This window comes from Gilliamella sp. Gris3-2, assembly GCF_001690345.1.
GTDB lineage: Bacteria > Pseudomonadota > Gammaproteobacteria > Enterobacterales > Orbaceae > Gilliamella > Gilliamella bombi.
This window is the reverse complement of record NZ_LZHB01000020.1, coordinates 1-22,875: the sequence shown is the minus strand read 5'-3', so window position 1 is coordinate 22,875 and position 22,875 is coordinate 1. Positions and strand designations below refer to the sequence as shown.

Sequence of the window (22,875 nt, the reverse complement as noted above, 5' to 3'; positions counted from 1 at the left end):
TAAGGCTGAAGTATGAAAGCAACAGAAAAAAAATTGGTTGTTGGATTAGAGGTTGGTACATCCAAAGTACTTGCTCTTGTTGGTGAAGTTCTTCCCGATGGTGTTGTCAACATCATCGGTGTAGGTCATTGTCCATCAAAAGGGGTTGATAAAGGTGGTGTGAACGATCTTGAGTCTGTCGTAAAATCAATCCAAAGAGCGGTTGACCAAGCTGAATTAATGGCTGATTGTCAAATATCTTCAGTATATTTAAGCCTTTCAGGTAAACATATTCGTTGTCAAAATGAGATAGGCATGGTGCCAATAGAGGATGAAGAAGTAACCGCAGAAGATGTTGACAATGTTGTTCATACAGCAAAATCAGTCAGAATTTTAGATGAGCACCGTATTTTGCATGTCATTGCACAAGAATATTCTATCGATTTGCAAGAAGGTATTAAAAATCCTATTGGCTTATCTGGAGTAAGAATGAAAGCCAAAGTTCACTTAATTACTTGTCATAATGATATGGCTAGAAATATTGTGAAAGCAGTAGAACGTTGTGGTCTGAAAGTGGATCAACTTATTTTTTCTGGATTGGCCTCTAGCTATGCAGTTTTAACGGATGATGAAAAAGAACTTGGTGTTTGCGTAATTGATATGGGTGGCGGTACAATGGATGTAACGGTCTATACGGGAGGTGCGTTACGTCATTCAGTTGTAATCCCTTATGCTGGGAATGTTGTTACTAGCGATATCGCATATGCATTTGGCGCTCCGCCAATGGATGCTGAAAATATTAAGATTCGTTATGGATGCGCTGTAGGTTCATTAATTGGCAAAGATGAAGTTATTGATGTTCCAAGTGTTGGTGGAAGACCCTCTCGTTCATTGCAACGACAAACTCTTGCTGATGTAATTGAACCACGCTATTCAGAACTTCTTTCGTTGGTACAAAAAGAGTTACTTGTATTACAAGAAGAACTTAAAAAACAGAATATCAAATATCAATTAGCAGCAGGTATTGTTTTAACTGGTGGTGCAGCGCAAATAAAAGGAATGGTAGAGTGCGCTGAAAAAGTTTTTCAAAATCAAGTGCGTATTGGTCAGCCATTAAATATATCTGGATTAACCGACTATGTTCAAAAACCTTATTGTTCAACAGCTATAGGGTTATTGCATTATGGAAAACAAAGTTTATTAAATGATGATGGAAAAGATAATAATAAATCATCATTAAAAGGGATAGCTAAACGATTAACCGGATGGTTTAAAAAAGAATTTTAGCTAATATATTTCAAGAACCTCGTGGACATTGTAGATGATTATCTGTACAATGTTCGCAGATCGTAAATTTGGAGATAAGTTATGTTTGAACCTATGGTTGCAGATGATGAACCAGCAGCAGTCATTAAAGTTATTGGTGTAGGTGGTGGCGGCGGTAATGCTGTCGAGCATATGATTGCTGAACATATTGAAGGCGTTGAATTTTTTGCAGCAAATACAGATGCGCAAGCCTTAAAAAGAATTAAGGTAGGTCAAACTATCCAAATCGGGACTAATGTTACTAAAGGGCTTGGTGCAGGTGCTAATCCAGAAGTCGGTAGAAATTCAGCTGAGGAAGATCGAGATGTCATTCGTAGTGCTATCGAAGGAGCCGACATGGTTTTTATCGCAGCAGGAATGGGTGGTGGCACTGGAACGGGTGCAGCTCCTGTTGTTGCAGAAATAGCAAAAGAATTAGGAATTCTAACTGTTGCAGTTGTTACTAAACCTTTTGGTTTTGAAGGTAAAAAGCGTATGGCTTTTGCTGAGCAAGGTATTTCTGAGTTGGCAAAACATGTTGATTCACTAATTACTATTCCGAATGATAAATTATTAAAAGTATTAGGTCGTGGTGTTAAATTACTTGATGCTTTTGCTGCAGCTAATGGTGTTTTAAAAGGTGCAGTACAAGGGATCGCTGAGCTGATTACTAAACCTGGTCTTATCAATGTCGATTTTGCTGATGTTAGAACAGTGATGTCTGAAATGGGATATGCTATGATGGGATCTGGTCGAGCTAGTGGTGATAATCGAGCTGAAGAAGCCGCAGAAATGGCAATTTCTAGCCCATTACTTGAAGATATTGATTTATCTGGCGCTCGAGGCGTATTAGTTAACGTAACATCTGGATTTGATATTGGTTTAGAAGAATTTGAAACAGTCGGTAACACAGTTAAAGCATTTGCTTCTGATAATGCTACGGTTGTTGTTGGTTCAACTTTTGATCCAGATATATCTGATGAAATTCGAGTAACAGTGGTTGCAACGGGTATTGGTATGGATAAACGTCCAGAAGTTAAAATATCTAAATCAGCATCACACAATGATCTATTTAGTCGAAGCAATCCTTTGGGACAACAAGAAGATAAATTAGCTAAGGTTGTTAATGAACCAATAGCTTCTCCTCTTGAAGAACATAAGATTTTAGATATTCCAGCTTTCATACGGAAGCAAGCGAATTAAAGTAAAGTTGAACTTATTTGATTTTTTATTGTCAAAATCGGTAAGAGCAAATAAAAAAGTAGGTGCAAAGTGAAACAAAGAACATTAAAAAAGACTATTCAAGCAACTGGTGTTGGTTTACATACTGGCAAAAAAGTTACTTTGACATTACGTCCTGCGCCTGAAAATACAGGTATAATTTACCGTCGTACTGATTTAAATCCATATGTAGATTTTCCTGTGGATGCGAAGTCTGTGCGTGATACAATGCTTTGTACTTGTTTAATAAATGAAGACAATGTTCGTATTTCTACAGTTGAACATATTAATGCTGCATTAGCAGGGCTTGGTATTGATAATATTATTATTGAAGTTAATGCCCCTGAAATACCAATTATGGATGGTAGTGCAAGTCCGTTTGTTTATTTATTGCTTGATGCTGGTATTGCTGAACAAAATGCACTTAAAAAGTTTTTGTGTGTAAAAGAAACAGTTCGAGTTGAAAATGGTGATAAATGGGCTGAAGTAAGACCTTATAGTGGTTTTAAGCTAGATTTCACTATTGATTTTCAACATCCAGCTATCGACAATAGTTTACAACGTTATCAACTAGATTTTTCGTCTGAATCATTTATTCGTCAAATCAGTCGTGCTAGAACATTTGGCTTTATGCGTGATATTGAAGCATTACAATCTAAAGGCTTATGTCTTGGTGGTAGTTTAGATTGTGCAATTGTTGTTGATGATTATAAAGTGCTTAATGAAGATGGTTTACGTTTTGAAGATGAGTTTGTGCGTCACAAAATGCTTGATACTATCGGTGATTTATATATGAGCGGTCACAATATGATTGGTGAAGTTGTTTGTTATAAATCAGGTCATGCATTGAATAATCGATTATTGCAAGCATTGCTAGCAAAACAAAATGCATGGGAATATATCACATTTACAGAAGAGCAAGTCGTGCCACTTGCATTGGGTACTCAACAGCTTATTTTTGCATAAAATATAAGTAATATTGTTTTATATTATAGACGCTCCTGTTTTTAATAGGAGCGTTTTTATTTTATATTAAAGGGATAATGTATGAATAACAGTCATTTTTTTGCTCATTTATCACGATTAAAACTTATTAATCGTTGGCCTTTAATGCGTAATGTAAGAACTGAAAATGTATCGGAGCATAGTTTACAGGTTGCTTTCGTTGCACATGCCTTAGCAATAATTAAAAACAAGAAATTTAATGGAAATGTTAATCCAGAAAGAATTGCATTGCTGGCAATGTACCACGACGTTTCGGAAGTGATAACTGGCGATCTACCAACACCAACAAAGTATTACAATCCACAAATAACGGTTGAATATAAAAAGATTGAAAAAATAGCACAGCATAAACTTATCAATATGCTTCCTAAAGAGTTACAAGATGATTTTAGAACATTAATTGATGATGATTTTTATGACGAAATCGAGAAAAGTATTGTAAAACAAGCTGATGCATTATGCGCTTACCTTAAAACGATTGAAGAGCTCAGTGCGGGCAATAATGAGTTTAAATTAGCAGAACAACGTTTAAAAAAGACTTTATCTGAACGTAACAGTCCTGAAATGAATTACTTCTTAGATGTTTTTGTTCCAAGCTTTAGTTTATCACTAGATGAAATAACCATGTAAAATTAGTTTATTTATAAGCATCGGTATCAATAACCAAGAAATTGTTTTTGGCGTATTCATTTCTTACTGTTGATTTGCCTGAGCCGACCTGTCCGCCGAGTAAAATTACTTCAGGGTTATTTGAAGGTTTAACAAATCTCAGATATTCATTTTTGATTGCATTCTCGAAAATTCTGTCATGCTTATCTTTGGGAAGAATAAATTTATTAGCCATAAAATAAATAGTCAATCATCTTCTGAAAATACTACATCAGGAAATACTTCATTAAATTTCGGGTGAAAATTACCAGCCGCAATGGCTTTGAGTTCGTCTATATCTGCTGTACTTGGGGGGATAATTCCAACTTCATATAAATCTTGTAGAGCCTTTATATAGAGAGGATAAGCGGCTTGGTCGCCTGTTTCTTTAATTGAGCTGAAGTAGTGGCAAAACTTGATTTTTTCTCGTTTAACCGCCTGTTTTGCTGCGTCAATCCAAGGGTAAACGCTGGGATCAAGTGTTTTCATGATGTTTCCTTATTCATCGTTATAAATCGAGTGCGCCGAAATGGATCATAGACATAAAGAAAAAAGTCAAAATTACCATACCAATGGTGGTGGGCATACTAAAGTAGGCATGGCCTAAAAGGTAGCTACCCACTTAAACATTTTTTATTTCTATTATAGATTATTAATAAAAAATACATACTTTTTCAGAATATTAAATTCTGTGATAATAAAAAGGTTTTTACTCTAGTTATAATAAATGTATTTTATGTCAGATACAAGTTAAATGGCTTTTAAGCTCGTCAATTTCCTCTAACTAATCGAGATATTTTTTAGTGATATACGTGATAACGAAACTAATTCACGATATCACTAATTAAAAAATTACGATTATACTGAATAATAATCACTCGAACCTTTACAGGATCAACAAACTCTCACAATGGTAGAATAATTAATCTTCTTTCCCTCGGATCTTCCGAGACAATCGTTTAAACCCATGAGTAAACTTTTTAATTGCCATTGCAAAAAAAGGAACCTTAATTTTGATATCAAAGCGTTCTTTCAACTCGATTGCGTCATTGGCTTTAGTTAGCCAAATAAATCCTGAGTTCGTTAAATCGATGGCCTTGATTTTTCCTTCAGGCGTTAAGATAAAATTTCCGCCATGAATATCATTAGATACTAAATTATAACTGTGCAGTTTTTCAATACAGTTTTTAACTTGCTCGCCATACTCTTTCATTTCTTCCCACTTTAAAGAGCGCCCTTCGATAAAGTTAAAAATCATATAATGGCGTTTAGTTTTTTGATCGAAAGCAACCAAATACAGTTCATAAGCAATATCGGCATTATCAAGTGATATTTTGGCGAGTTTACGAATTAAATTGAAATAAAAGTCGCCTGTAATTTTGGCGATTAAACGACGCTCTAAACGATGCTCAACACCGCCATCAATTTTAAAAATAAATTTTGATTCATTATGATCGATTAAATAAGTATATCGTTCTAATTTATCGCTAGGATCGAGTAATTCATGATGTCCTTCTTCTGCCAAAAATTGGTCAAAAAGTTCTAAATAATTGATTTCGTCATTTTGCACATAGGCGAACTTCATATCGCCACGTTGAACTTCAATAATTTTTGCAAAGTTATTCAAATTTTATTATCCCAGAATACATCAAAAAAATTGACTTATCTTAAACATTATCTGTGTTAAAGTAAATGAAACAGTAACGTTTAACTAGTAGTACGAATAATATTAATTAAAAAGTGATGAATATTTGCTATGCCATTAAAATGATATTATGGTTAAATAATTGAATTTATATTATTGGTTAGTTATGTCTAATAGCCCATCCGAATGGTTTTTATATATTATTAGAACAGCAAAAAAATCACTCTATACTGGTATTACAACAAATGTGGAAAGAAGGCTTCACCAACATCAAACCAACCAAGGAGCAAAGCATCTAAAAGGGCAAAAAGATTTAACTATTGTGTACCAAATCTATATTGGTGACAGATCGATGGCGCTCAGGCTTGAGTACCGAATAAAACAGCTTTCTAAACAAAAAAAAGAGAAGTTAGTCACAAACCAACCTAATTTAAACGAATTATTAAAACTACTCAATTAATACGCTTTATATTCACATCATTGGCATTAACTGTATTGCAGGAGCTTTAATTGCATCAATTTGCTTATTAAACTCAGTTAATTGTTGACGCCAAAAAACCTCATCAGTAATCCATGGAAAGGCGATAGGAAAAGCAGGATCTTGCCAACGCTCTAAAATCCATGCTAAATGATGAACCATTCTCATCGCTCTTAAAGGTTCGATAAGCTTTAATTGATGATGATCAAAATCACAAAACTCCTGATACATTTCAATCAATAAACCCAACTGTAAACGTTGCTGTTTACGCTCACCATGTAGTAACATCCACAGATCTTGAATTGCAGGGCCATTACGAGAATCATCAAAATCAACAAACATTGCATTATCGCGCCATAAAATATTACCCGCATGGCAATCGGCATGTAATCGAATAGGCTGCCAATCGTTATGCCAATGCTGTTCAACAGTTTTTATTAACTGGGCTAAAATATCTTTAAGGTCAGTTTGAACTTTCTTAGAAATATAAGCGCTAGATAGCAAGATATCTTGTGGCCGATAAAGATACTCTTCTAATCCAATAGTTGGACGATGTAAAAATGTCTGCTTAGCACCAATTTGGTGGATACGACCAAGCAACATACCCACAGATTCCATTTGCTCGATATTATCCATCTCATATTGTCGTCCTCCAACACTAGCAAACAACGTAAACAGATAACCTTGATATTCGTGTAGTGTCGTATTATTAAATGTTAATGGCGTAATAACGGGAGCCTCAGCATCAGCTAATTGCTTAGTAAACTGATGTTCTTCAAGAATTTGCTGGCGATTCCAACGATTTGGTCGATAAAACTTAGCTACATAACGTTTATGATCTTCATCTTGAAATTGATAAACACGATTTTCATAACTATTTAACACAGTCAAACCAGAATCTATACTCAATCCTATTGAAGATAGGCTATCAATAATTAAATCAGGTGATAAAGATTGAAACGAAAATGTTGAACTATTCATTGAATGATCCTTTATTGCAAACTAAACCATTCATCTAATTTTTGTTTTAAAGCTTCAAGTCCAATACGCTTAGGTGATGAAAAAGGAGCAACAGTAATATCTCCTTGAAAAGGTAAAATGGCTTCTTTCACCATATTAACTTGTTTTTTTTGAGCGCCAGAAGCTAATTTATCAGCTTTAGTAAGCAGTAACATAATAGGGATATCAACTGAAACCGCCCACTCAATCATCTGTTGATCTAAATCTTTTAACGGATGTCTAATATCCATCAATACAACCAAACCTTTTAAACTTTCACGTTTTTGCAGATATTCGCCTAATGCTTTTTGCCATTTACGCTTTATCGCCTCTGGCACTTGAGCATAGCCATAACCGGGTAAATCTACTAAACGGCAATTTTCTTCAACTTCGAAAAGATTAATAAGTTGGGTTCGACCTGGCGTTTTACTCGTTCTAGCAAGCCCTTTTTGATTGGTTAATGTATTAAGTGCGCTTGATTTACCAGCGTTAGAACGACCAGCAAAAGCAATTTCAACACCACTATCAACAGGTAGATGAGAAATATCAGGTGCACTCAAAATAAAATGAGTTTTAGCATAATTTAATGGGTGAATATTGGTCATAAATAAGTATCCTTTAAATGCAACGGCATTTAATTGACTAAAATGCCGTTACTGTATAGAAAAACTTAAGAATTGACAACTTTTTCCACAGCTTTCGCAAATCGAGTCATACCTTCTTTAATTTCATCTTCAGAAATAATTAGTGATGGGGTAAAGCGCAAAACATTAGATCCAGCATTTAAAATCATTACTTTAAATTCAGTTGCTACGTTCAAAAAATCACGAGCTTTATTGTGAAATTTGGGTTGTAATTCTACGCCTAACAATAACCCCTTTCCACGATACTCTCGGAATAATTTAAATTTATCATTAATTTTTTCTAATTGCTCAATAAATACAGCACGTCGTTTTTGCACACTTTCAAGTATTTCAGGAGAATTAATAATATCAAAAGCCTCGCAACCCACAGCACAAGCTAAAGGGTTACCACCATAAGTTGTACCATGTACACCGGGATGCATAACTGAAGCAATTTCGTCTGTTGTTAACATAGCACTAATAGGAAATCCACCGCCCAGTGCTTTAGCTGAGGTTAAAATATCTGGCTTTACATCATATTGTTGATAAGTAAATAAACTGCCTGTTCGACCCATTCCACATTGCACTTCATCGAACACCAGTAACGCTTTATATTCATCACATAGCTCACGCAAACCTTGTAAAAATTCGGGTGTGGCTGAAGTTAATCCACCTTCACCTTGCACAGGCTCTAGTACAACCGCACAAGTATGATCATCCATTACGGCTTTAACTGCATCAAGATCATTAAAAGGAACATGAATAATATCAGCTGGTTTTGGACCAAAACCATCCGAATACTTAGCCTGACCACCAACAGAGACGGTAAAAAATGTACGCCCATGAAAAGATTGATAAAAAGCAATAATTTTAGTCTTATAAGGATTGTATTTATGTATTGCGTAATGACGAGCTAATTTAAACGCAGCTTCATTAGCTTCGGCACCAGAATTTGCAAAAAAAACACGTTCAGCAAACGTATTATCGATAAGTTTTTGAGCAAGATTTAAAGCCGGCTCATTAGTAAAAACATTACTTACATGCCATAACTTTTCACTTTGTTCATGTAATGCTTTAACTAATCTTGGATGACAATGCCCAAGCGCATTTACAGCGATGCCACCTGCAAAATCAATATATTCTTCACCATTTTGATCCCAAACACGACTCCCTTTACCCTTTACGGGGATAAATTTTGCTGGTGCATAAATAGGTAAAATAACTTTATCAAAAAGTTCACGTGTGATTTTTGGCTGCATTGTTTAATCCTTATTTATTTTATTAACTAGTTCCTATCATTTTAATCAAACTAATTGCGGTGTAAAGTAAATAATTATTCAAATATTTTAAATTAATATTCACTTATTAAAGGTGAATTCAATTTAAAATTAATATAATAATTTTCTTCTTATCTATAATTATTTTCAGGTATAATTAGCCACTATTCGTTAAGTGTACTTAAAAGAGATAAAAATGAGCCGTGTCGTTTATTGCCATTATTTAAAAAAAGAAGCAGAGGGATTAGATTTTCAACTTTATCCAGGGGAGATTGGAAAACGTATTTTTAACGAAATATCCAAACAGGCATGGCAAGAATGGCTCAAAAAACAAACAATGCTCATTAACGAACATAAACTCAATATGATGAATCTAGAACACCGAAAAAAAATTGAAGCTGAAATGATCAAATTTCTATTTGAAGGCGAAGAAGTTGTTATTGATGGATATAAACCGCAAAATTGAGATGTAAAATGAAAAAAAATAAAAAAATCATCGCGTTAATTATTTCTGTAACTCTTCTAACAGGTTGCCCTAGTACGAATTCAAAAAAAAATGAAAACAATTATGTTAAAGATACTAATGCTTTTAATATCTTAATTAGTCAATATGCTAATAACATTGAAGAAATTTGGGGTCCGAAAGAAGTCCTTATTGCAGGGCCTAAAGATTATGTTCAATATGAAGATAATTTAAAAACGCGTGTCCATATTAACTTTGTTTCTGGTGTGATTACTATTGAAACGATGGCAGAATCACCAATAGAAAACCTAAAAGAAGCGATAGTTTCGACATTACTTATGTCAGAGCCAGTTGACATTATACGACATGACAAAATCAGTCGAGACTTATCTCAAGAACCATTTCTATACAATCAGGTATTAGATCAAGAGCATCAACCGATTCGTTGGAGTGGCAGAGCCAATAGTTTTGCTGATTATCTGCTTAGCAATAATATAAAAACTCGCTGGTCTGGTTCTTATAAAATTACTTATGTTGAAATTAAACTTGTTCCTAACCACATAAATCAACGTGCCAGAAAATTCTTACCAATAGTAGCTGAAGCTTCTAATCGTTATTTTATTGATGAACGCTTGATCTTAGCCATTATGGAAGTTGAATCTGCATTTAACCCATATGCTGTCAGCCGTACTGATGCGCTTGGACTAATGCAAGTACAACAACACACCGCTGGGCGTGATATTTTCAAATTACAAGGCAAATCGGGTGAACCAAGTCGAAAATTCTTACTCGATCCGCGTAATAATGTTGATATAGGTACAGCTTATTTATCTTTATTAAAAACGAAATACTTAGCAGGCATTAATAACCCAATTTCGTTAAGATACGCCGTGATCACATCTTATAATGGAGGAGTAGGAAGTGTGTTGCGTACGTTTTCTAACGATCGCAATGAAGCTATCAACATCATAAACTCAATGACACCACAACAGGTTTATCGAAAACTTGTCACTTCTCACGTTTCGCAAGAGTCACGTAATTATCTAATAAAAGTCAATAGAATCTTAGATAATAAATAAGTTATAAAAAAATAAATATTTCCTCATCATTCATAAGTAATGATGAGGAAATATATCATTTACCAGCTCATAAACGAATGATAAAGCAAAATGGATTTAATGGTTGTTTAAAGATAACACAACATAATCAGTCAACATCTAGCGATTCAGAAGCTAACTAACAAAAGGTAATAAACAAAAGTCTAAGCGATTGTGGGTAAAACACTCTAACAGTTTTTAAAGAATTATTTTAATTAAAAATTTACTTATCTATAAAGTGAATGATTTTCATCTTTACATTTCTTTACAAAAAAATCCGCCAAAAAACTAGCCAACAATTTTTTAAATGGTTATACTTTAACCGCTATAGGAAAGCAAGCTTTTTAAATAATCGGAAAATAATAAAAATTCAAATAAAACAAATAATTACTTGACAGGTAAACCATAATGCATTATCATTTTAGACACCAGACACCAGACACCAGCACTGGCAAACCTATGTCTTAAATTTATTAAATAATCTTATTCGACGTGTTTTTACACTAAGCTCATTTATACCTTCCAAATTATTTCTCAACGAATTATCGAAATTACCGCTCAAATCACCTAAAACAGCTTTGCTAGTATTAGCACTGTTATTATTGTCATAGTCATGGAATGTTCAGGCGAATGGTAAAAAGGCTCGAGCGGGTAATCGTAGTGATGCAATAATAATACCGTCGCCAGTTATCAATTATGCAAGGCCGAATCTACATGTGGGTACGGGCTTGGATCGGCTACACTAAATCATACAACTTTTTTAAGGGGTAAGGTAAACTTATCACAACTAAAAAAGGAACAAATATGAATAAGATTAAACGCAAAAGACGAACATTCACAGATGATTTTAAACAGCAAATGGTCAGTCTTTATCGACATGGTAAATCACGTAGTGAAATCGTTGCCGAATATGATTTGACACCATCAGCATTGGACCGTTGGATAACGCAAGCAAGCCAAAGTGGTTCATTTAAAACAAAAGATAATCGCAGTCCACAAGAACAAGAGTTAATCGCGTTGCGTAAAGAGCTTAAACAACTCCGTATGGAAAACGATATTTTAAAGCAAGCAGCACTGATAATAGGACGAAAATCGCTATCCTAAAAGCAAATCGGCATCGTTATAGCATAACAAAGCTATGTCAATATTTAGTATTATCAAGACATTATGCTTATTATCAGTGTAAATTGAATAGACAAAAATCAGTAGGGCTTTATGCCGATAAAATCGTGACGCTATTTAATCAGAGCTATCATTCTTATGGTACAAGACGAATTCGATTTGATTTACAGAAAGAGAATATTTGGGTGTCACGCCGTTACATTGCTCGGGTGATGAAAGCCTTATTGCTGGTATCAAAATACACCGTTAAACGTTATCAATCTCACACTACGGAAGTGAATGAAACCGCCACAGAAAATCACCTGCAACGACAATTTGATGTAGGTGATAAAAAACAAATTGTTGTTGCGGATTTAACCTATATTCAAGTTAAGCAACGTTGGAACTATTTATGTGTTTTAGTGAACTTATCCGATAGGCAAATTGTCGGTTACCATGTTGGTCAACATAAAACAGCAGAGCTTGTTATGTCGGCATTAAGCCAAATTAAACAACCATTATCAAAATTAGATTTATTTCATTCAGACCGCGGTAAAGAGTTTGATAATCGGTTATTAGAGGCGTGTTTTAAGACATTTAATATCACGCATTCATTAAGCAAGAAAGGGTGTCCATATGACAATGCGGTAGCGGAAGCGACATTTAAAACAATTAAAACGGAATTTGTAAAAGGCCAACGTTTCAACTCAACGGCTGAGTTACAACGCGCTTTTTCGGCTTATGCTTATTGGTATAATCATAAACGATTACATTCTTCGTTAGGCTACTTGCCTCCCGTTGAATTTAAAAAACACTTACCCCTTAATTTTTTTGTTTGAAAATGTGTTGCCATTCCAACATGGGAACCCATTACTTTGGGGGGCATCACTGCGACAGTGACAAATGTTGTAGCTAATGATAAGTGGATCCCTGATGAAGATAAGGGACAAGTTGTCGCTCGTGTTAAGCTAACAGGTCCAGAGGCAAGAAATCAATGGTACAATCCTCATCCTAACCCAATTGCTAAGCCACAGTTACCACAGACGTTTGAGTTAGTGGGTAGAGATATTAATACTGGTGATGAGGTAGTAAAATATGGATTTAAGTTAAAGCAGTGGTTTGTTAACCGAGGAGGTAAATATGATACAGCCCCAGCTCAAACAACATGGTGTAGTCGTTTGGGGTATCGTCTTACGCAGGTAAGAGATTTAACCAATGCAGTCAGAACAGCTAGTTTTCCTATTTCTAGTGCCACGCCGTCGTCATCTGAAAATTATTACCAGCGTCGAATTGGAGCTGGATTTTTCACGGAGTGGGGCTACATGTCCCATTACGCTAATGCGGATTTCGCTTACAGTACTCACTCCCACTATGGTTATTGGACGATCAACGCCATACCTAACCGTCAGTTCTATGTCTACTCGGACACTGGCTACATCAATAGCAATCACATGGGTGCTACCTTCGGGTATTATGCTGTTTGCACCACACCTTAGATTTTAGTGTTTATTTCTTAATCCTTAGGCTCAGGAATAGTTTATGGTGCAAATAAAGGATAATATAACAAAGAACCAAGCCTCTGAGGCGTTAGGTATTGAGCAGGAAAAGCCTGCGAGCTTTGCGCTTTAATGACTGAAAGCCAAAATAGTGCTCTGATCGATACAAATTAAAATCTTGCGCTTTTGTTATTAACTAGCTGTTATTAACAAGTTATTATTAAATAGCTATTATTAAATAACAAAAGCGCTTTTCTTAAAAAGCAGAATCCAGTGTAATAAAAAAACTATTCTATAAGTGTTTGATTTCATTTAAAATAAAAAATTAAATAAAATCAATAGTCTACCTGAACGATTTTAGAGCAAAAAATACGCTTATAGCACGGCAAAGTTAATATGGCTAATTTTAATCACGTCCGATAGGTTGATTCTAAATAAGATTAGCTCCCCACTAGGTATAAATCTTCCTAAAAATTTTAATTCACTATTTTTACTATAAGTAACCTCTTTAATAATGAGGGATTTTTGTGGTTTTAAAGTTTTTTAATAAAAAAAACGTGATCTGCTTCAAATTTTGAGTATACTATGCGTCTCATAAAACCCTAGTTTTTTTGAGGATGTTAGTTTGAGTACCAATAAACTTGTGGATTCATATTCTCCCGCACAAATGACCCAAATTGCTGAAGATCTTGGCAATTACAAAGTAAACAAACACCCATGTAGTACGATTTTATCCGCAATGCTTGCTGGTGTTTATATCTCTATCGCTTTTGTATTTTATATTACCGTAACAACCGGAACAGCAACCGTTGCTTTTGGTTTGGCAAAATTAGTCGGCGGTATTTGTTTCTCTTTAGGACTTATGCTTGTTGTTTGTTGTGGTTCTGACTTATTTACTTCAACCGTATTGACCATTTTACCTAAAATGACCCATAAAATTGGCTGGACTAAAATGATTCGTAATTGGATTTTGGTCTATGTTGGTAACTTTATTGGTGCTATACTGTTTGTTACAGTTATTTGGTTTTCAGGCCAGTATATGGTAGCCAATGGTTTGTGGGGACTAAATATTTTACAAACCGCTGATCATAAATTACATCACACCTTTATTGAGGCAGTATGTCTTGGCTTTCTAGCTAATCTAATGGTCTGTTTGGCCGCCTGGTTGAGTTACGCTGGTCGTAGCTTACTTGATAAAATGCTAATTATGGTTTTACCTGTTGCAATGTTTGTCGCCAGCGGTTTTGAGCATAGTATTGCAAATATGTTTATGATTCCTATGGGTATTGTGATTAAGAACTTTGCGTCCCCTGAGTTTTGGCAAGCAGTTGGTGTGTCGGCAGATGCATTTAAAGAGTTAACTGTATCGCATTTTGTATTTAAAAATTTAATTCCAGTTACAATTGGGAATATTTTAGGTGGTTTAGCTGTAGCACTACCTTATTGGGCTTTATATTTACGTAAGCCACATTGATTTTATAATATTTACCCTCATATGTAATAGGGTAAATAGTTATTTTTGTAAACCTGAGGTGAAAATTATGAGTAATTTAAACGAAGTACAAGCAGCAGCTTGGAAAGGATTTAAAGATGGTGATTGGCAAAATAATGTTAATGTCCGCGATTTTATTCAAAAAAACTACACGCCATATGAGGGCGATGAGTCTTTCTTAGCTGGCGCAACTGAAGCCACAACTAAGTTATGGGATAAAGTAATGGAAGGCATTAAAATTGAAAATGCTACCCATGCCCCTGTGGATTTTGATACAAGTGTTATTTCGACAATTACTGCTCATGATGCAGGTTATATTGAAAAAGATTTAGAAAAAATTGTTGGCTTACAAACTGAAAAACCATTAAAACGTGCAATTATTCCGTTTGGTGGTATCAAAATGATCGAGAATTCTTGTAAAGCTTATAACAGAACGCTTGATCCTTTAGTCAAAAAAATCTTCACTGAATATCGTAAAACTCATAACCAAGGTGTTTTCGATATTTATACTCCAGATATTCTTCGTTGTCGTAAATCAGGTGTTATTACAGGTCTTCCTGATGCTTATGGCCGTGGTCGTATTATTGGTGACTACCGTCGTGTTGCGCTCTACGGTATCGACTACTTAATGCAAGATAAATTTGCACAATTCAATTCACTACAAGCTGATTTCGAAAACGGTGTTGATCTTCCAATGATTATGCAACGTCGTGAAGAAATTGCTGAACAGCATCGTGCACTTGGCCAAATTAAAGAAATGGCAGCTAAATACGGCTTCGATATTTCTGCCCCAGCAAAAACTGCACAAGAAGCAGTTCAATGGACATATTTTGGTTATTTAGCTGCGGTTAAATCACAAAATGGTGCTGCAATGTCATTAGGTCGTACTTCGACTTTCTTTGATATTTACTTCCAACGCGATCTTGAAGCTGGTTTAATTACAGAAAAAGATGCTCAAGAAATTGTTGACCATTTTGTTATGAAGTTACGTATGGTTCGTTTCTTACGTACGCCAGAATATGATGAATTATTCTCTGGTGACCCAATTTGGGCAACTGAATCTATCGCTGGTATGGGTGTTGACGGTCGTACATTAGTTACTAAGACTTCTTTCCGTTTCTTAAATACTTTATATACAATGGGTCCATCTCCAGAACCTAATATGACAATCCTTTGGTCTGAAAAATTACCAAGTGGATTTAAAGAGTTCGCATCAAAAGTATCTATCGATACATCATCATTACAATATGAAAATGATGATTTAATGCGTCCTGACTTTAACAATGATGACTATGCTATTGCATGTTGTGTAAGCCCAATGATTGTTGGTAAACAAATGCAATTCTTTGGTGCGCGTGCAAACCTTGCTAAAACTCTACTATACGCAATCAACGGCGGTGTGGATGAAAAATTAAAAATGCAAGTTGGTCCTAAAGAGACTCCAATCACTGATGAATATTTAGATTTTGATACAGTGTTTGCTCGTTTAGACCACTTTATGGATTGGTTAGCAAAACAATACGTAACTGCATTAAATGCTATTCACTATATGCACGATAAATACAGCTATGAAGCATCATTAATGGCGCTTCATGATCGTGATGTTATTCGTACTATGGCATGTGGTATTGCTGGTCTTTCAGTTGCAGCTGACTCTCTTTCTGCGATTAAGTATGCAAAAGTAAAAGCAATTCGTGATGAAGATGGTTTAGCTACTGACTTTGAAATTGAAGGTGAATATCCACAATTTGGTAATAACGATCCACGAGTTGATGATATCGCTGTTGATTTAGTTGAACGTTTTATGAAGAAAATTCAAAAACTTAAAACTTATCGTAATGCAACACCTACACAATCTGTATTAACCATTACATCAAACGTTGTTTATGGTAAGAAAACAGGTAATACTCCAGACGGACGTCGTGCTGGTGCGCCATTTGGACCAGGTGCTAACCCAATGCACGGTCGTGACCAAAAAGGTGCGGTAGCTTCATTAACATCTGTTGCTAAACTTCCATTTGCTTATGCTAAAGATGGTATTTCTTATACTTTCTCTATCGTTCCAAATGCATTAGGTAAAGATGATGATGTGCGTAAACGCAACTTAGCTGGTTTAATGGATGGTTATTTCCATCACGAAGCTACAGTAGAAGGTGGTCAACATCTAAATGTTAATGTATTAAATCGTGATACATTATTAGATGCGATGGAACATCCTGAAAAATATCCACAATTAACTATTCGTGTTTCTGGATATGCAGTGCGTTTCAACTCATTAACTAAAGAACAACAAAATGACGTAATTAACCGTACATTTACACAAAAAATGTAATTTAGTTAATTGTTAACTTAATCGAAATAGCGTCTTTAAAGGCGCTATTTTTTTATCAGTGCAAATATTATTTTTGCCATCTTTAAATTAAATATTAATACGATGATAATAATTTAATATTGTTGATATTTATCCAGTATAATTAATCAAAATATAATTCGTGACGATTAATACTATTGGTTTAAGTTTGACGGTAGTGGAGTTAAAATTATTAAAAAGTCATATGAGCAATGATTCGAGATTATCTATGGAACAACAAAATATTATTATGACAACTAATTCGCCTATTAAAGGCCGTATCCACTCTTTTGAATCCTTTGGTACTGTTGATGGTCCAGGGATTCGTTTTATTGTTTTTTTTCAAGGTTGCTTAATGCGTTGCTTGTATTGCCATAATCGTGATACATGGGATTTAAAAGCTGGCCGAGAGGTCACCGTTGATGAGCTTATGAAAGAAATTGTTTCTTACAAAAGTTTTATTATGCCTAATGGTGGTGGTGTGACAGCTTCGGGCGGTGAGGCTACGTTACAAGCTGAGTTTGTTACTCAATGGTTTAGAGCTTGTCATCAAGAAGGCATTAGTACTTGTTTGGATACTAATGGTTATGCAAGGCAGCTCGACCATGTTGTTGATGAACTTTTAGAAGTAACAGATTTGGTCATGCTTGATTTAAAGCAAGTTAATGATGAAATTCATCAAAAATTAGTTGGAGTGCCAAATAAACGAGTTCTTGAATTTGCTAAATATTTGCAAAAAATTAATAAGCGAACTTGGATACGTTATGTTGTTGTTCCTGGGTGGACTGATGATGATAATTCAGCACATCTGCTTGGTAAATTTATTGAGGGAATGGATAATATTGAGCGTGTAGAATTACTTGCTTATCATAAACTAGGTGCTTATAAATGGGATACGATTGGTGATAAATATAAGTTGGAAGGCGTTGAGGCTCCACCAAGAGAAACCCTTGATAGGATCCAAGGTATTTTAGAAAGCTATGGTCATTATGTTACATTTAGTAAATAGTTGATAGATTGTTTGATAAGAGGCGCATTCAATTGTGCCTCTTTTGTATCTATTGTAATCTTTTTCGTTTTATTGCACGTATAACAAAAATCCCACCCTCAAAAGCTAGAATGCAGACAGATAACCAAATAAATCCATATGATACAATATGTTCCGATGAAACTTTCTCATGCAAAAACAGTATAGAAATAACTGTTAGTAGTACTGGCTCTACATATCCTAATAAACCAAATAATCCCATGGGCAGTAAGCGACTTGCAACAAAATAGATTGCAAAAGCAATAGCCGTGATGATCCCCAAGGTTGGTATGTAAATCGGGAAATGAGAAAGATCACTAATAATTTTGTCTAAACGATAATTTAAGGCACAATATATAAGGCACCCTAGGAAGATAAAGAAAAAGTCAGAAAAGGTGCCCACAATGCCATCTATTCGCAATTTGCGCCTTGTCATAAAGTAGATTGGATACCCCAAAGCAATAACAGCGGTTTCCCATGAGAAAGCACCAGTGATGTAAATTTCAATGGCAACGCCTAATACTGCAAGTGCAACAGCTATTTTTTGCAAGAAGCTGAGTTTTTCTTTATAAAAGATTTGTCCAGAAATCACCATTGCTAGTGGCAATAAAAAATAACCTAGCGATGCCGATAATCCATGTCCGTTAAGTGGTGCCCAAATAAAAATCATCATCTGTATTGTGAGCAAAACAGAAGAAAATAATAACCCTAATAAAAAAAGTGGTTGTTGTTTTATTCGTCTAAAAAGTGCAGTTATAACTGACCACTGTTTTCCAGCAATGATTAATATAACTATTGCAGGAAATGAAGTTAGTAATCGCCAACAAAAAATATCAACAACAGATAAGGAGTGTAACAAAACTGGGTAGTAATACAGTAACCCAAATAGACATGATGCCAGTATTGAAAGCGCTACACCTTTTATCATTTTTTTCACCTTTATTAATAAAAAAATAGCGCTAATAGATAGCGCTATTCTCTGCAAGAGAATGGGGAGTTATTTAATAAACTCAATACCATTCATATAAGGTACTAAAACGGATGGAACCTTAATTGAACCATCTGCTTGTTGATAGTTTTCCATAATAGCAACAAGGGTACGTCCAACAGCTAGACCAGAACCATTTAGTGTGTGTACTAAATATGTTTTATTATCAGCTTTATTACGATAACGAGCTTGCATACGGCGAGCTTGGAAATCCCACATATTTGAGCAAGAAGAAATTTCTCGGTAAGTATTTTGAGCTGGTACCCACACTTCAAGATCATAGGTTTTACAAGAACCAAAGCCCATATCGCCAGTACATAACGCAATTTTTCGATATGGTAATTCAAGTAATTGCAATACTTTTTCTGCGTGAGCGGTTAACTCTTCTAATGCTTCCATAGATTCTTCAGGCTTAACAATTTGAACTAATTCTACTTTATCAAATTGATGCATACGAATTAAGCCACGAGTGTCTTTACCATAAGAGCCAGCCTCAGAGCGGAAGCAAGGGGTGTGTGCTGTCATTTTTAATGGTAATACACTTTCATCAAGGATTTCATCGCGCACAAGATTAGTTACAGGCACTTCGGCAGTTGGAATTAATGCATAATTACTGCTTTCAGCTTCTTCATCAAGCGGTTTAGTATGAAATAAGTCACCTGCAAACTTTGGCAATTGTCCTGTTCCAAAAAGTGTTGCTTGATTGACTAAATACGGTACATAAATTTCGGCATAACCATGCTGTTCTGTATGTAAATCTAACATGAATTGAGTAATAGCACGATGTAAGCGTGCGATTTGTGATTTCATAACCACAAAACGTGCACCTGTGAGTTTTACCCCTGCTGCAAAGTCAAGATCACCAAAGCGTTCTCCTAATGCAACATGATCTTGAATTGGGAAATCAAATTTTCTTGGTGTGCCAAAGCGTGAAATTTCAACATTATCATTTTCATCTTTTCCATCAGGAACAGAGTCATCAGGAATATTTGGGATAGTGGAAGCGATATCTTTAATTTTGCTTAGTAGGATATCAAGCTCTGCTTTAGCGCTATTGAGTTTTTCACCAAGTTTATTGACTTCTTCACGGACAGCTGTAATATCTTCGCCTCGTGCTTTTGCTTCACCAATTGCTTTTGAACGAGCATTACGTTCGGCTTGTAAGTTCTCGGTTTCAACTTGTAATACTTTGCGTTTTTCTTCTAAGTGACGAATCGTATCAATATCTAATTTAAATCCTCGACGTGCTAATTTATTAGCGACAAGATCCAATTCATTTCGGAGTAAATTTGGGTCCAACATAAATAGTGTCCATTATTAACTAGGGAATATCTTTCTACTTTATCGTTATTCTATTATAGAAAACAGAACATATAAATTAAAAAGTAGATTAATTTACCGATATTAAAATTTGTTAGCTTAGTATACTAGAATTATATTGGGATTCAACCGAAATGGCGACCAGAAGAACTTTAGGGAACTAGTAAAATATTATTTATTCAAATAGATAGACGATAAGCTGTTTTTTGATATATTAATCATATACAAATAAATATTTTTCATAATATCGGCTAGAGGGCTGTTTATCTTTGAATAAAAAGAAAATAAAAAGCATAAAGATGTTGTTATAATATAATTTCGAATTACTTAATATCGATATAATCATCAGATTATTTGATTATTTAGGATGATAATAGTAAGCACAGTGAATTAATCTCACAATATACATATACAGCTCATGGTAATTGAAATAGATTGAATAGGCTGTAGCTATTTTGTCCACGTTTTTGTTCTGATTTCTTCTTGAAGCTGTAATTTTGCAAACATCCGTTTAGGCTTGAGATTTTTCGCTTCTAACTCTTTTAAACATCTGATATCCGAAATTTCTAGATCATCGTATTTTTCCTCCATTTATAAAAAGTTGAATATCCCATATCTTATTTGAGGCAAAGCGCTTTAATTGAGAAACGTGCTTTAACTTTTTTAATATCGGTACGATTTGGTGCTTATCATCTTTTTCATATTCAAATTCTCTTTTACTTTTGTCATAGACAATTTTCTACTTTTTAGGGGATAGTTATGATAAAGGGGGGAGCTTTTAGTTCCCCTTTTTATTCGTTTTATTGTATTTTAGTTTTTTGGGTTGATGTTGATGTAAGTAGGTTTCCTAAAAAAACTAATAAATATCAATAATAAAGTCAATATCTTGTTGTTCTTGTAATTTCACCCTTAACAATTCTTTAAGTTCTTTTATTAAGCTATTTAGTTCAAATATTTCTTTTTTTGTGAGTAGCCCTGTTTTTGATTTTAATTCTTTAATTCTTAGAATTTTTTGCTTTATATTTTTGCACATTATTTACACTCCTTTCATTATTTAAATTTACTATAACTTATTACTTTTTAAAAATATTTGAAAGATTTCAACGATCAGTAACATCAATTTATATAGGTTTTAGCTATCGTGCGCTATTTAATCGATCTGTAAAACCGATCATAATATACTACCAATCAAAATTTATTTAAAGAATAAGAAAAAGATAAGTTATGTTTTGGTAAAAATGTAGTAGATGATATCGTCGATTTTTATCAAAAAAATCAAATTGAATATAAAGAATTATGGAAAGTATTAATCAAATTTTTAATATTTCAGTATCGGATTGTAATGATTCTGTAAATTGATAGCTTGATTATAAATGGATAAATAGACGTGTTTATCGAGTATATTGTGAGTTAAGGCTTAACCTCAGAATAAAACATAGAAGCGTATTTCATTTCGAACACCAGAAAAGTTATCATATTTCTAATAAAAAAGGTGAATGTTGGTTAATGGTTTTTATGAGTGATAGTAGCTGTAATCAACGTCGCTTTAGGACATTCAATGTCATCGATGGCTTTAATCGTGAGGCGTTAGAGATTGATATTGCAGTAAGCTTACCAGCGGGAAGAATTACCTGTGGATCGGCTACACTAATTCATACAACTTTTTTAAGGGGTAAGGTAAACTTATCACAACTAAAAAAGGAACAAATATGAATAAGATTAAACGCAAAAGACGAACATTCACAGATGATTTTAAACAGCAAATGGTCAGTCTTTATCGACATGGTAAATCACGTAGTGAAATCGTTGCCGAATATGATTTGACACCATCAGCATTGGACCGTTGGATAACGCAATCAAGCCAAAGTGGCTCATTTAAAACAAAAGATAATCGCAGTCCACAAGAACAAGAGTTAATCGCATTGCGTAAAGAGCTTAAACAACTCCGTATGGAAAACGATATTTTAAAGCAAGCAGCACTGATAATAGGACGAAAATCGCTATCCTAAAAGCAAATCGGCATCGTTATAGCATAACAAAGCTATGTCAATATTTAGGATTATCAAGACATTATGCTTATTATCAGTGTAAATTGAATAGACAAAAATCAGTAGGGCTTTATGCCGATAAAATCGTGACGCTATTTAATCAGAGCTATCAGTCTTATGGTACAAGACGAATTCGATTTGATTTACAGAAAGAGAATATTTGGGTGTCACGCCGTTACATTGCTCGGGTGATGAAAGCCTTATTGCTGGTATCAAAATACACCGTTAAACGTTATCAATCTCACACTACGGAGGTGAATGAAACCGCCACAGAAAATCACCTGCAACGACAATTTGATGTAGGTGATAAAAA

General features: G+C 34.5%; 24 protein-coding genes and 1 pseudogene. 16 read left to right on the top strand and 9 right to left on the bottom strand.

All coding sequences use genetic code 11. The features are described 5' to 3' along the window. Positions 1 to 12 precede the first annotated feature (12 nt). From ftsA to yfbR, 4 genes are all read left to right on the top strand, one after another. Positions 13 to 1,266, top strand: a complete 1,254-nt coding sequence (gene ftsA / locus A9G32_RS03185) for a cell division protein FtsA (protein WP_034910169.1) — start codon at positions 13 to 15, stop codon at positions 1,264 to 1,266. 81 nt (positions 1,267 to 1,347) lie between these two features. Further along, positions 1,348 to 2,487, top strand: a complete 1,140-nt coding sequence (ftsZ, locus tag A9G32_RS03180; protein ID WP_065590388.1) for a cell division protein FtsZ — start codon at positions 1,348 to 1,350, stop codon at positions 2,485 to 2,487. Positions 2,488 to 2,556: 69 nt separating this feature from the next. Then, positions 2,557 to 3,471 (top strand): UDP-3-O-acyl-N-acetylglucosamine deacetylase, encoded by a 915-nt coding sequence (lpxC, locus tag A9G32_RS03175; RefSeq protein ID WP_065590387.1) that lies wholly within the window; start codon positions 2,557 to 2,559, stop codon positions 3,469 to 3,471. Between the two features lie 81 nt (positions 3,472 to 3,552). Next, positions 3,553 to 4,140: a 5'-deoxynucleotidase gene (gene yfbR, locus A9G32_RS03170; protein ID WP_065590386.1), complete on the top strand. Its 588-nt coding sequence runs from the start codon at positions 3,553 to 3,555 to the stop codon at positions 4,138 to 4,140. Between the two features lie 7 nt (positions 4,141 to 4,147). Here the strand turns inward: yfbR and A9G32_RS03165 are convergent, their stop codons facing one another. The 3 genes from A9G32_RS03165 to A9G32_RS03155 all read right to left on the bottom strand — a co-directional run bounded on the left by A9G32_RS03165 (position 4,148) and on the right by A9G32_RS03155 (position 5,785). Next, entirely contained in the window at positions 4,148 to 4,369 is a 222-nt protein-coding gene (locus tag A9G32_RS03165) for a zeta toxin family protein (protein ID WP_065590385.1), read from the bottom strand. Then, on the bottom strand, positions 4,366 to 4,647 hold the full coding sequence (locus A9G32_RS03160; RefSeq protein ID WP_065590384.1) for a hypothetical protein: 282 nt from the start codon (positions 4,645 to 4,647) through the stop codon (positions 4,366 to 4,368). The genes A9G32_RS03165 and A9G32_RS03160 overlap by 4 nt, the downstream gene beginning before the upstream one ends. Positions 4,648 to 5,080: 433 nt before the next feature. Beyond that, complete coding sequence (locus tag A9G32_RS03155; protein ID WP_065590383.1) at positions 5,081 to 5,785, bottom strand: lipopolysaccharide core heptose(II) kinase RfaY; 705 nt, start codon at positions 5,783 to 5,785, stop codon at positions 5,081 to 5,083. Between the two features lie 184 nt (positions 5,786 to 5,969). On the opposite strand from A9G32_RS03155, the gene A9G32_RS03150 reads away from it, so the two are divergent. Beyond that, positions 5,970 to 6,263 (top strand): GIY-YIG nuclease family protein, encoded by a 294-nt coding sequence (locus A9G32_RS03150; protein WP_065590382.1) that lies wholly within the window; start codon positions 5,970 to 5,972, stop codon positions 6,261 to 6,263. Between the two features lie 12 nt (positions 6,264 to 6,275). On the opposite strand, the gene A9G32_RS03145 is transcribed toward A9G32_RS03150, so the two are convergent. From A9G32_RS03145 to argD, 3 genes are all read right to left on the bottom strand, one after another. Continuing rightward, positions 6,276 to 7,262 (bottom strand): serine/threonine protein kinase, encoded by a 987-nt coding sequence (locus tag A9G32_RS03145; protein WP_065590381.1) that lies wholly within the window; start codon positions 7,260 to 7,262, stop codon positions 6,276 to 6,278. Between the two features lie 11 nt (positions 7,263 to 7,273). Beyond that, positions 7,274 to 7,885 carry a ribosome biogenesis GTP-binding protein YihA/YsxC gene (gene yihA, locus A9G32_RS03140; protein WP_065590380.1) on the bottom strand — a complete coding sequence of 204 codons (612 nt, stop codon included), beginning with the start codon at positions 7,883 to 7,885 and terminating at the stop codon, positions 7,274 to 7,276. A gap of 65 nt (positions 7,886 to 7,950) precedes the next feature. Further along, entirely contained in the window at positions 7,951 to 9,162 is a 1,212-nt protein-coding gene (argD, locus tag A9G32_RS03135) for a bifunctional acetylornithine/succinyldiaminopimelate transaminase (protein ID WP_065590379.1), read from the bottom strand. A gap of 214 nt (positions 9,163 to 9,376) precedes the next feature. On the opposite strand from argD, the gene A9G32_RS03130 reads away from it, so the two are divergent. The 8 genes from A9G32_RS03130 to pflA all read left to right on the top strand — a co-directional run bounded on the left by A9G32_RS03130 (position 9,377) and on the right by pflA (position 18,188). Continuing rightward, the gene (locus A9G32_RS03130; protein WP_034914624.1) at positions 9,377 to 9,646 is read left to right on the top strand and encodes an oxidative damage protection protein; all 270 of its coding nucleotides are present in this window, start codon (positions 9,377 to 9,379) and stop codon (positions 9,644 to 9,646) included. Positions 9,647 to 9,654: 8 nt separating this feature from the next. Beyond that, complete coding sequence (mltC, locus tag A9G32_RS03125) at positions 9,655 to 10,722, top strand: membrane-bound lytic murein transglycosylase MltC (RefSeq protein ID WP_065590378.1); 1,068 nt, start codon at positions 9,655 to 9,657, stop codon at positions 10,720 to 10,722. Between the two features lie 822 nt (positions 10,723 to 11,544). Further along, complete coding sequence (locus A9G32_RS03120; protein ID WP_065589149.1) at positions 11,545 to 11,844, top strand: IS3 family transposase; 300 nt, start codon at positions 11,545 to 11,547, stop codon at positions 11,842 to 11,844. Further along, complete coding sequence (locus A9G32_RS03115) at positions 11,832 to 12,680, top strand: IS3 family transposase (protein ID WP_141672869.1); 849 nt, start codon at positions 11,832 to 11,834, stop codon at positions 12,678 to 12,680. Before A9G32_RS03120 ends, A9G32_RS03115 begins: the two co-directional genes overlap by 13 nt. Positions 12,681 to 12,716: 36 nt before the next feature. Beyond that, the gene (locus A9G32_RS03110; RefSeq protein ID WP_065589602.1) at positions 12,717 to 13,337 is read left to right on the top strand and encodes a hypothetical protein; all 621 of its coding nucleotides are present in this window, start codon (positions 12,717 to 12,719) and stop codon (positions 13,335 to 13,337) included. Between the two features lie 625 nt (positions 13,338 to 13,962). Further along, a complete protein-coding gene (gene focA, locus A9G32_RS03105) occupies positions 13,963 to 14,811 on the top strand; it encodes a formate transporter FocA (RefSeq protein ID WP_081296722.1) in 849 nt (282 codons plus the stop codon). Between the two features lie 67 nt (positions 14,812 to 14,878). After that, positions 14,879 to 17,161 (top strand): formate C-acetyltransferase, encoded by a 2,283-nt coding sequence (pflB, locus tag A9G32_RS03100; RefSeq protein ID WP_034914636.1) that lies wholly within the window; start codon positions 14,879 to 14,881, stop codon positions 17,159 to 17,161. A gap of 247 nt (positions 17,162 to 17,408) precedes the next feature. Continuing rightward, the gene (pflA, locus tag A9G32_RS03095) at positions 17,409 to 18,188 is read left to right on the top strand and encodes a pyruvate formate lyase 1-activating protein (protein ID WP_218055817.1); all 780 of its coding nucleotides are present in this window, start codon (positions 17,409 to 17,411) and stop codon (positions 18,186 to 18,188) included. Between the two features lie 49 nt (positions 18,189 to 18,237). On the opposite strand, the gene rarD is transcribed toward pflA, so the two are convergent. From rarD to A9G32_RS12955, 3 genes are all read right to left on the bottom strand, one after another. Continuing rightward, positions 18,238 to 19,134 carry an EamA family transporter RarD gene (rarD, locus tag A9G32_RS03090; RefSeq protein ID WP_065589601.1) on the bottom strand — a complete coding sequence of 299 codons (897 nt, stop codon included), beginning with the start codon at positions 19,132 to 19,134 and terminating at the stop codon, positions 18,238 to 18,240. A gap of 69 nt (positions 19,135 to 19,203) precedes the next feature. Then, positions 19,204 to 20,496, bottom strand: coding sequence for a serine--tRNA ligase (gene serS, locus A9G32_RS03085; RefSeq protein ID WP_065589600.1), 1,293 nt, complete (start codon positions 20,494 to 20,496; stop codon positions 19,204 to 19,206). An 874-nt stretch (positions 20,497 to 21,370) separates the two neighbouring features. Next, positions 21,371 to 21,547, bottom strand: coding sequence for a hypothetical protein (locus A9G32_RS12955; protein WP_155266131.1), 177 nt, complete (start codon positions 21,545 to 21,547; stop codon positions 21,371 to 21,373). A 464-nt stretch (positions 21,548 to 22,011) separates the two neighbouring features. Here A9G32_RS12955 and A9G32_RS13530 point away from each other — a divergent pair. From A9G32_RS13530 to A9G32_RS03070, 3 genes and pseudogenes are all read left to right on the top strand, one after another. Then, positions 22,012 to 22,143 (top strand): annotated as a pseudogene (locus A9G32_RS13530) (IS3 family transposase); the annotation flags it as partial. A gap of 80 nt (positions 22,144 to 22,223) precedes the next feature. Next, positions 22,224 to 22,523 carry an IS3 family transposase gene (locus A9G32_RS03075; RefSeq protein ID WP_065589462.1) on the top strand — a complete coding sequence of 100 codons (300 nt, stop codon included), beginning with the start codon at positions 22,224 to 22,226 and terminating at the stop codon, positions 22,521 to 22,523. 83 nt (positions 22,524 to 22,606) lie between these two features. After that, on the top strand, positions 22,607 to 22,875 hold a 269-nt coding region (locus A9G32_RS03070; RefSeq protein ID WP_141672868.1), incomplete at its 3' end, for an IS3 family transposase.

Excerpts from the sequence above, each read along its gene's own strand:
- A9G32_RS03075 (WP_065589462.1), top strand. The coding sequence starts at position 22,224 with ATGAATAAGATTAAACGCAAAAGACGAACATTCACAGATGATTTTAAA.
- argD (WP_065590379.1), bottom strand. The coding sequence starts at position 9,162 with ATGCAGCCAAAAATCACACGTGAACTTTTTGATAAAGTTATTTTACCT.
- A9G32_RS03130 (WP_034914624.1), top strand. The coding sequence starts at position 9,377 with ATGAGCCGTGTCGTTTATTGCCATTATTTAAAAAAAGAAGCAGAGGGA.
- ftsZ (WP_065590388.1), top strand. The coding sequence starts at position 1,348 with ATGTTTGAACCTATGGTTGCAGATGATGAACCAGCAGCAGTCATTAAA.
- yihA (WP_065590380.1), bottom strand. The coding sequence starts at position 7,885 with ATGACCAATATTCACCCATTAAATTATGCTAAAACTCATTTTATTTTG.
- A9G32_RS03150 (WP_065590382.1), top strand. The coding sequence starts at position 5,970 with ATGTCTAATAGCCCATCCGAATGGTTTTTATATATTATTAGAACAGCA.
- A9G32_RS03145 (WP_065590381.1), bottom strand. The coding sequence starts at position 7,262 with ATGAATAGTTCAACATTTTCGTTTCAATCTTTATCACCTGATTTAATT.
- A9G32_RS03120 (WP_065589149.1), top strand. The coding sequence starts at position 11,545 with ATGAATAAGATTAAACGCAAAAGACGAACATTCACAGATGATTTTAAA.
- pflA (WP_218055817.1), top strand. The coding sequence starts at position 17,409 with ATGGAACAACAAAATATTATTATGACAACTAATTCGCCTATTAAAGGC.
- yfbR (WP_065590386.1), top strand. The coding sequence starts at position 3,553 with ATGAATAACAGTCATTTTTTTGCTCATTTATCACGATTAAAACTTATT.
- pflB (WP_034914636.1), top strand. The coding sequence starts at position 14,879 with ATGAGTAATTTAAACGAAGTACAAGCAGCAGCTTGGAAAGGATTTAAA.
- A9G32_RS12955 (WP_155266131.1), bottom strand. The coding sequence starts at position 21,547 with ATGTGCAAAAATATAAAGCAAAAAATTCTAAGAATTAAAGAATTAAAA.
- rarD (WP_065589601.1), bottom strand. The coding sequence starts at position 19,134 with ATGATAAAAGGTGTAGCGCTTTCAATACTGGCATCATGTCTATTTGGG.
- ftsA (WP_034910169.1), top strand. The coding sequence starts at position 13 with ATGAAAGCAACAGAAAAAAAATTGGTTGTTGGATTAGAGGTTGGTACA.
- mltC (WP_065590378.1), top strand. The coding sequence starts at position 9,655 with ATGAAAAAAAATAAAAAAATCATCGCGTTAATTATTTCTGTAACTCTT.
- A9G32_RS03160 (WP_065590384.1), bottom strand. The coding sequence starts at position 4,647 with ATGAAAACACTTGATCCCAGCGTTTACCCTTGGATTGACGCAGCAAAA.
- serS (WP_065589600.1), bottom strand. The coding sequence starts at position 20,496 with ATGTTGGACCCAAATTTACTCCGAAATGAATTGGATCTTGTCGCTAAT.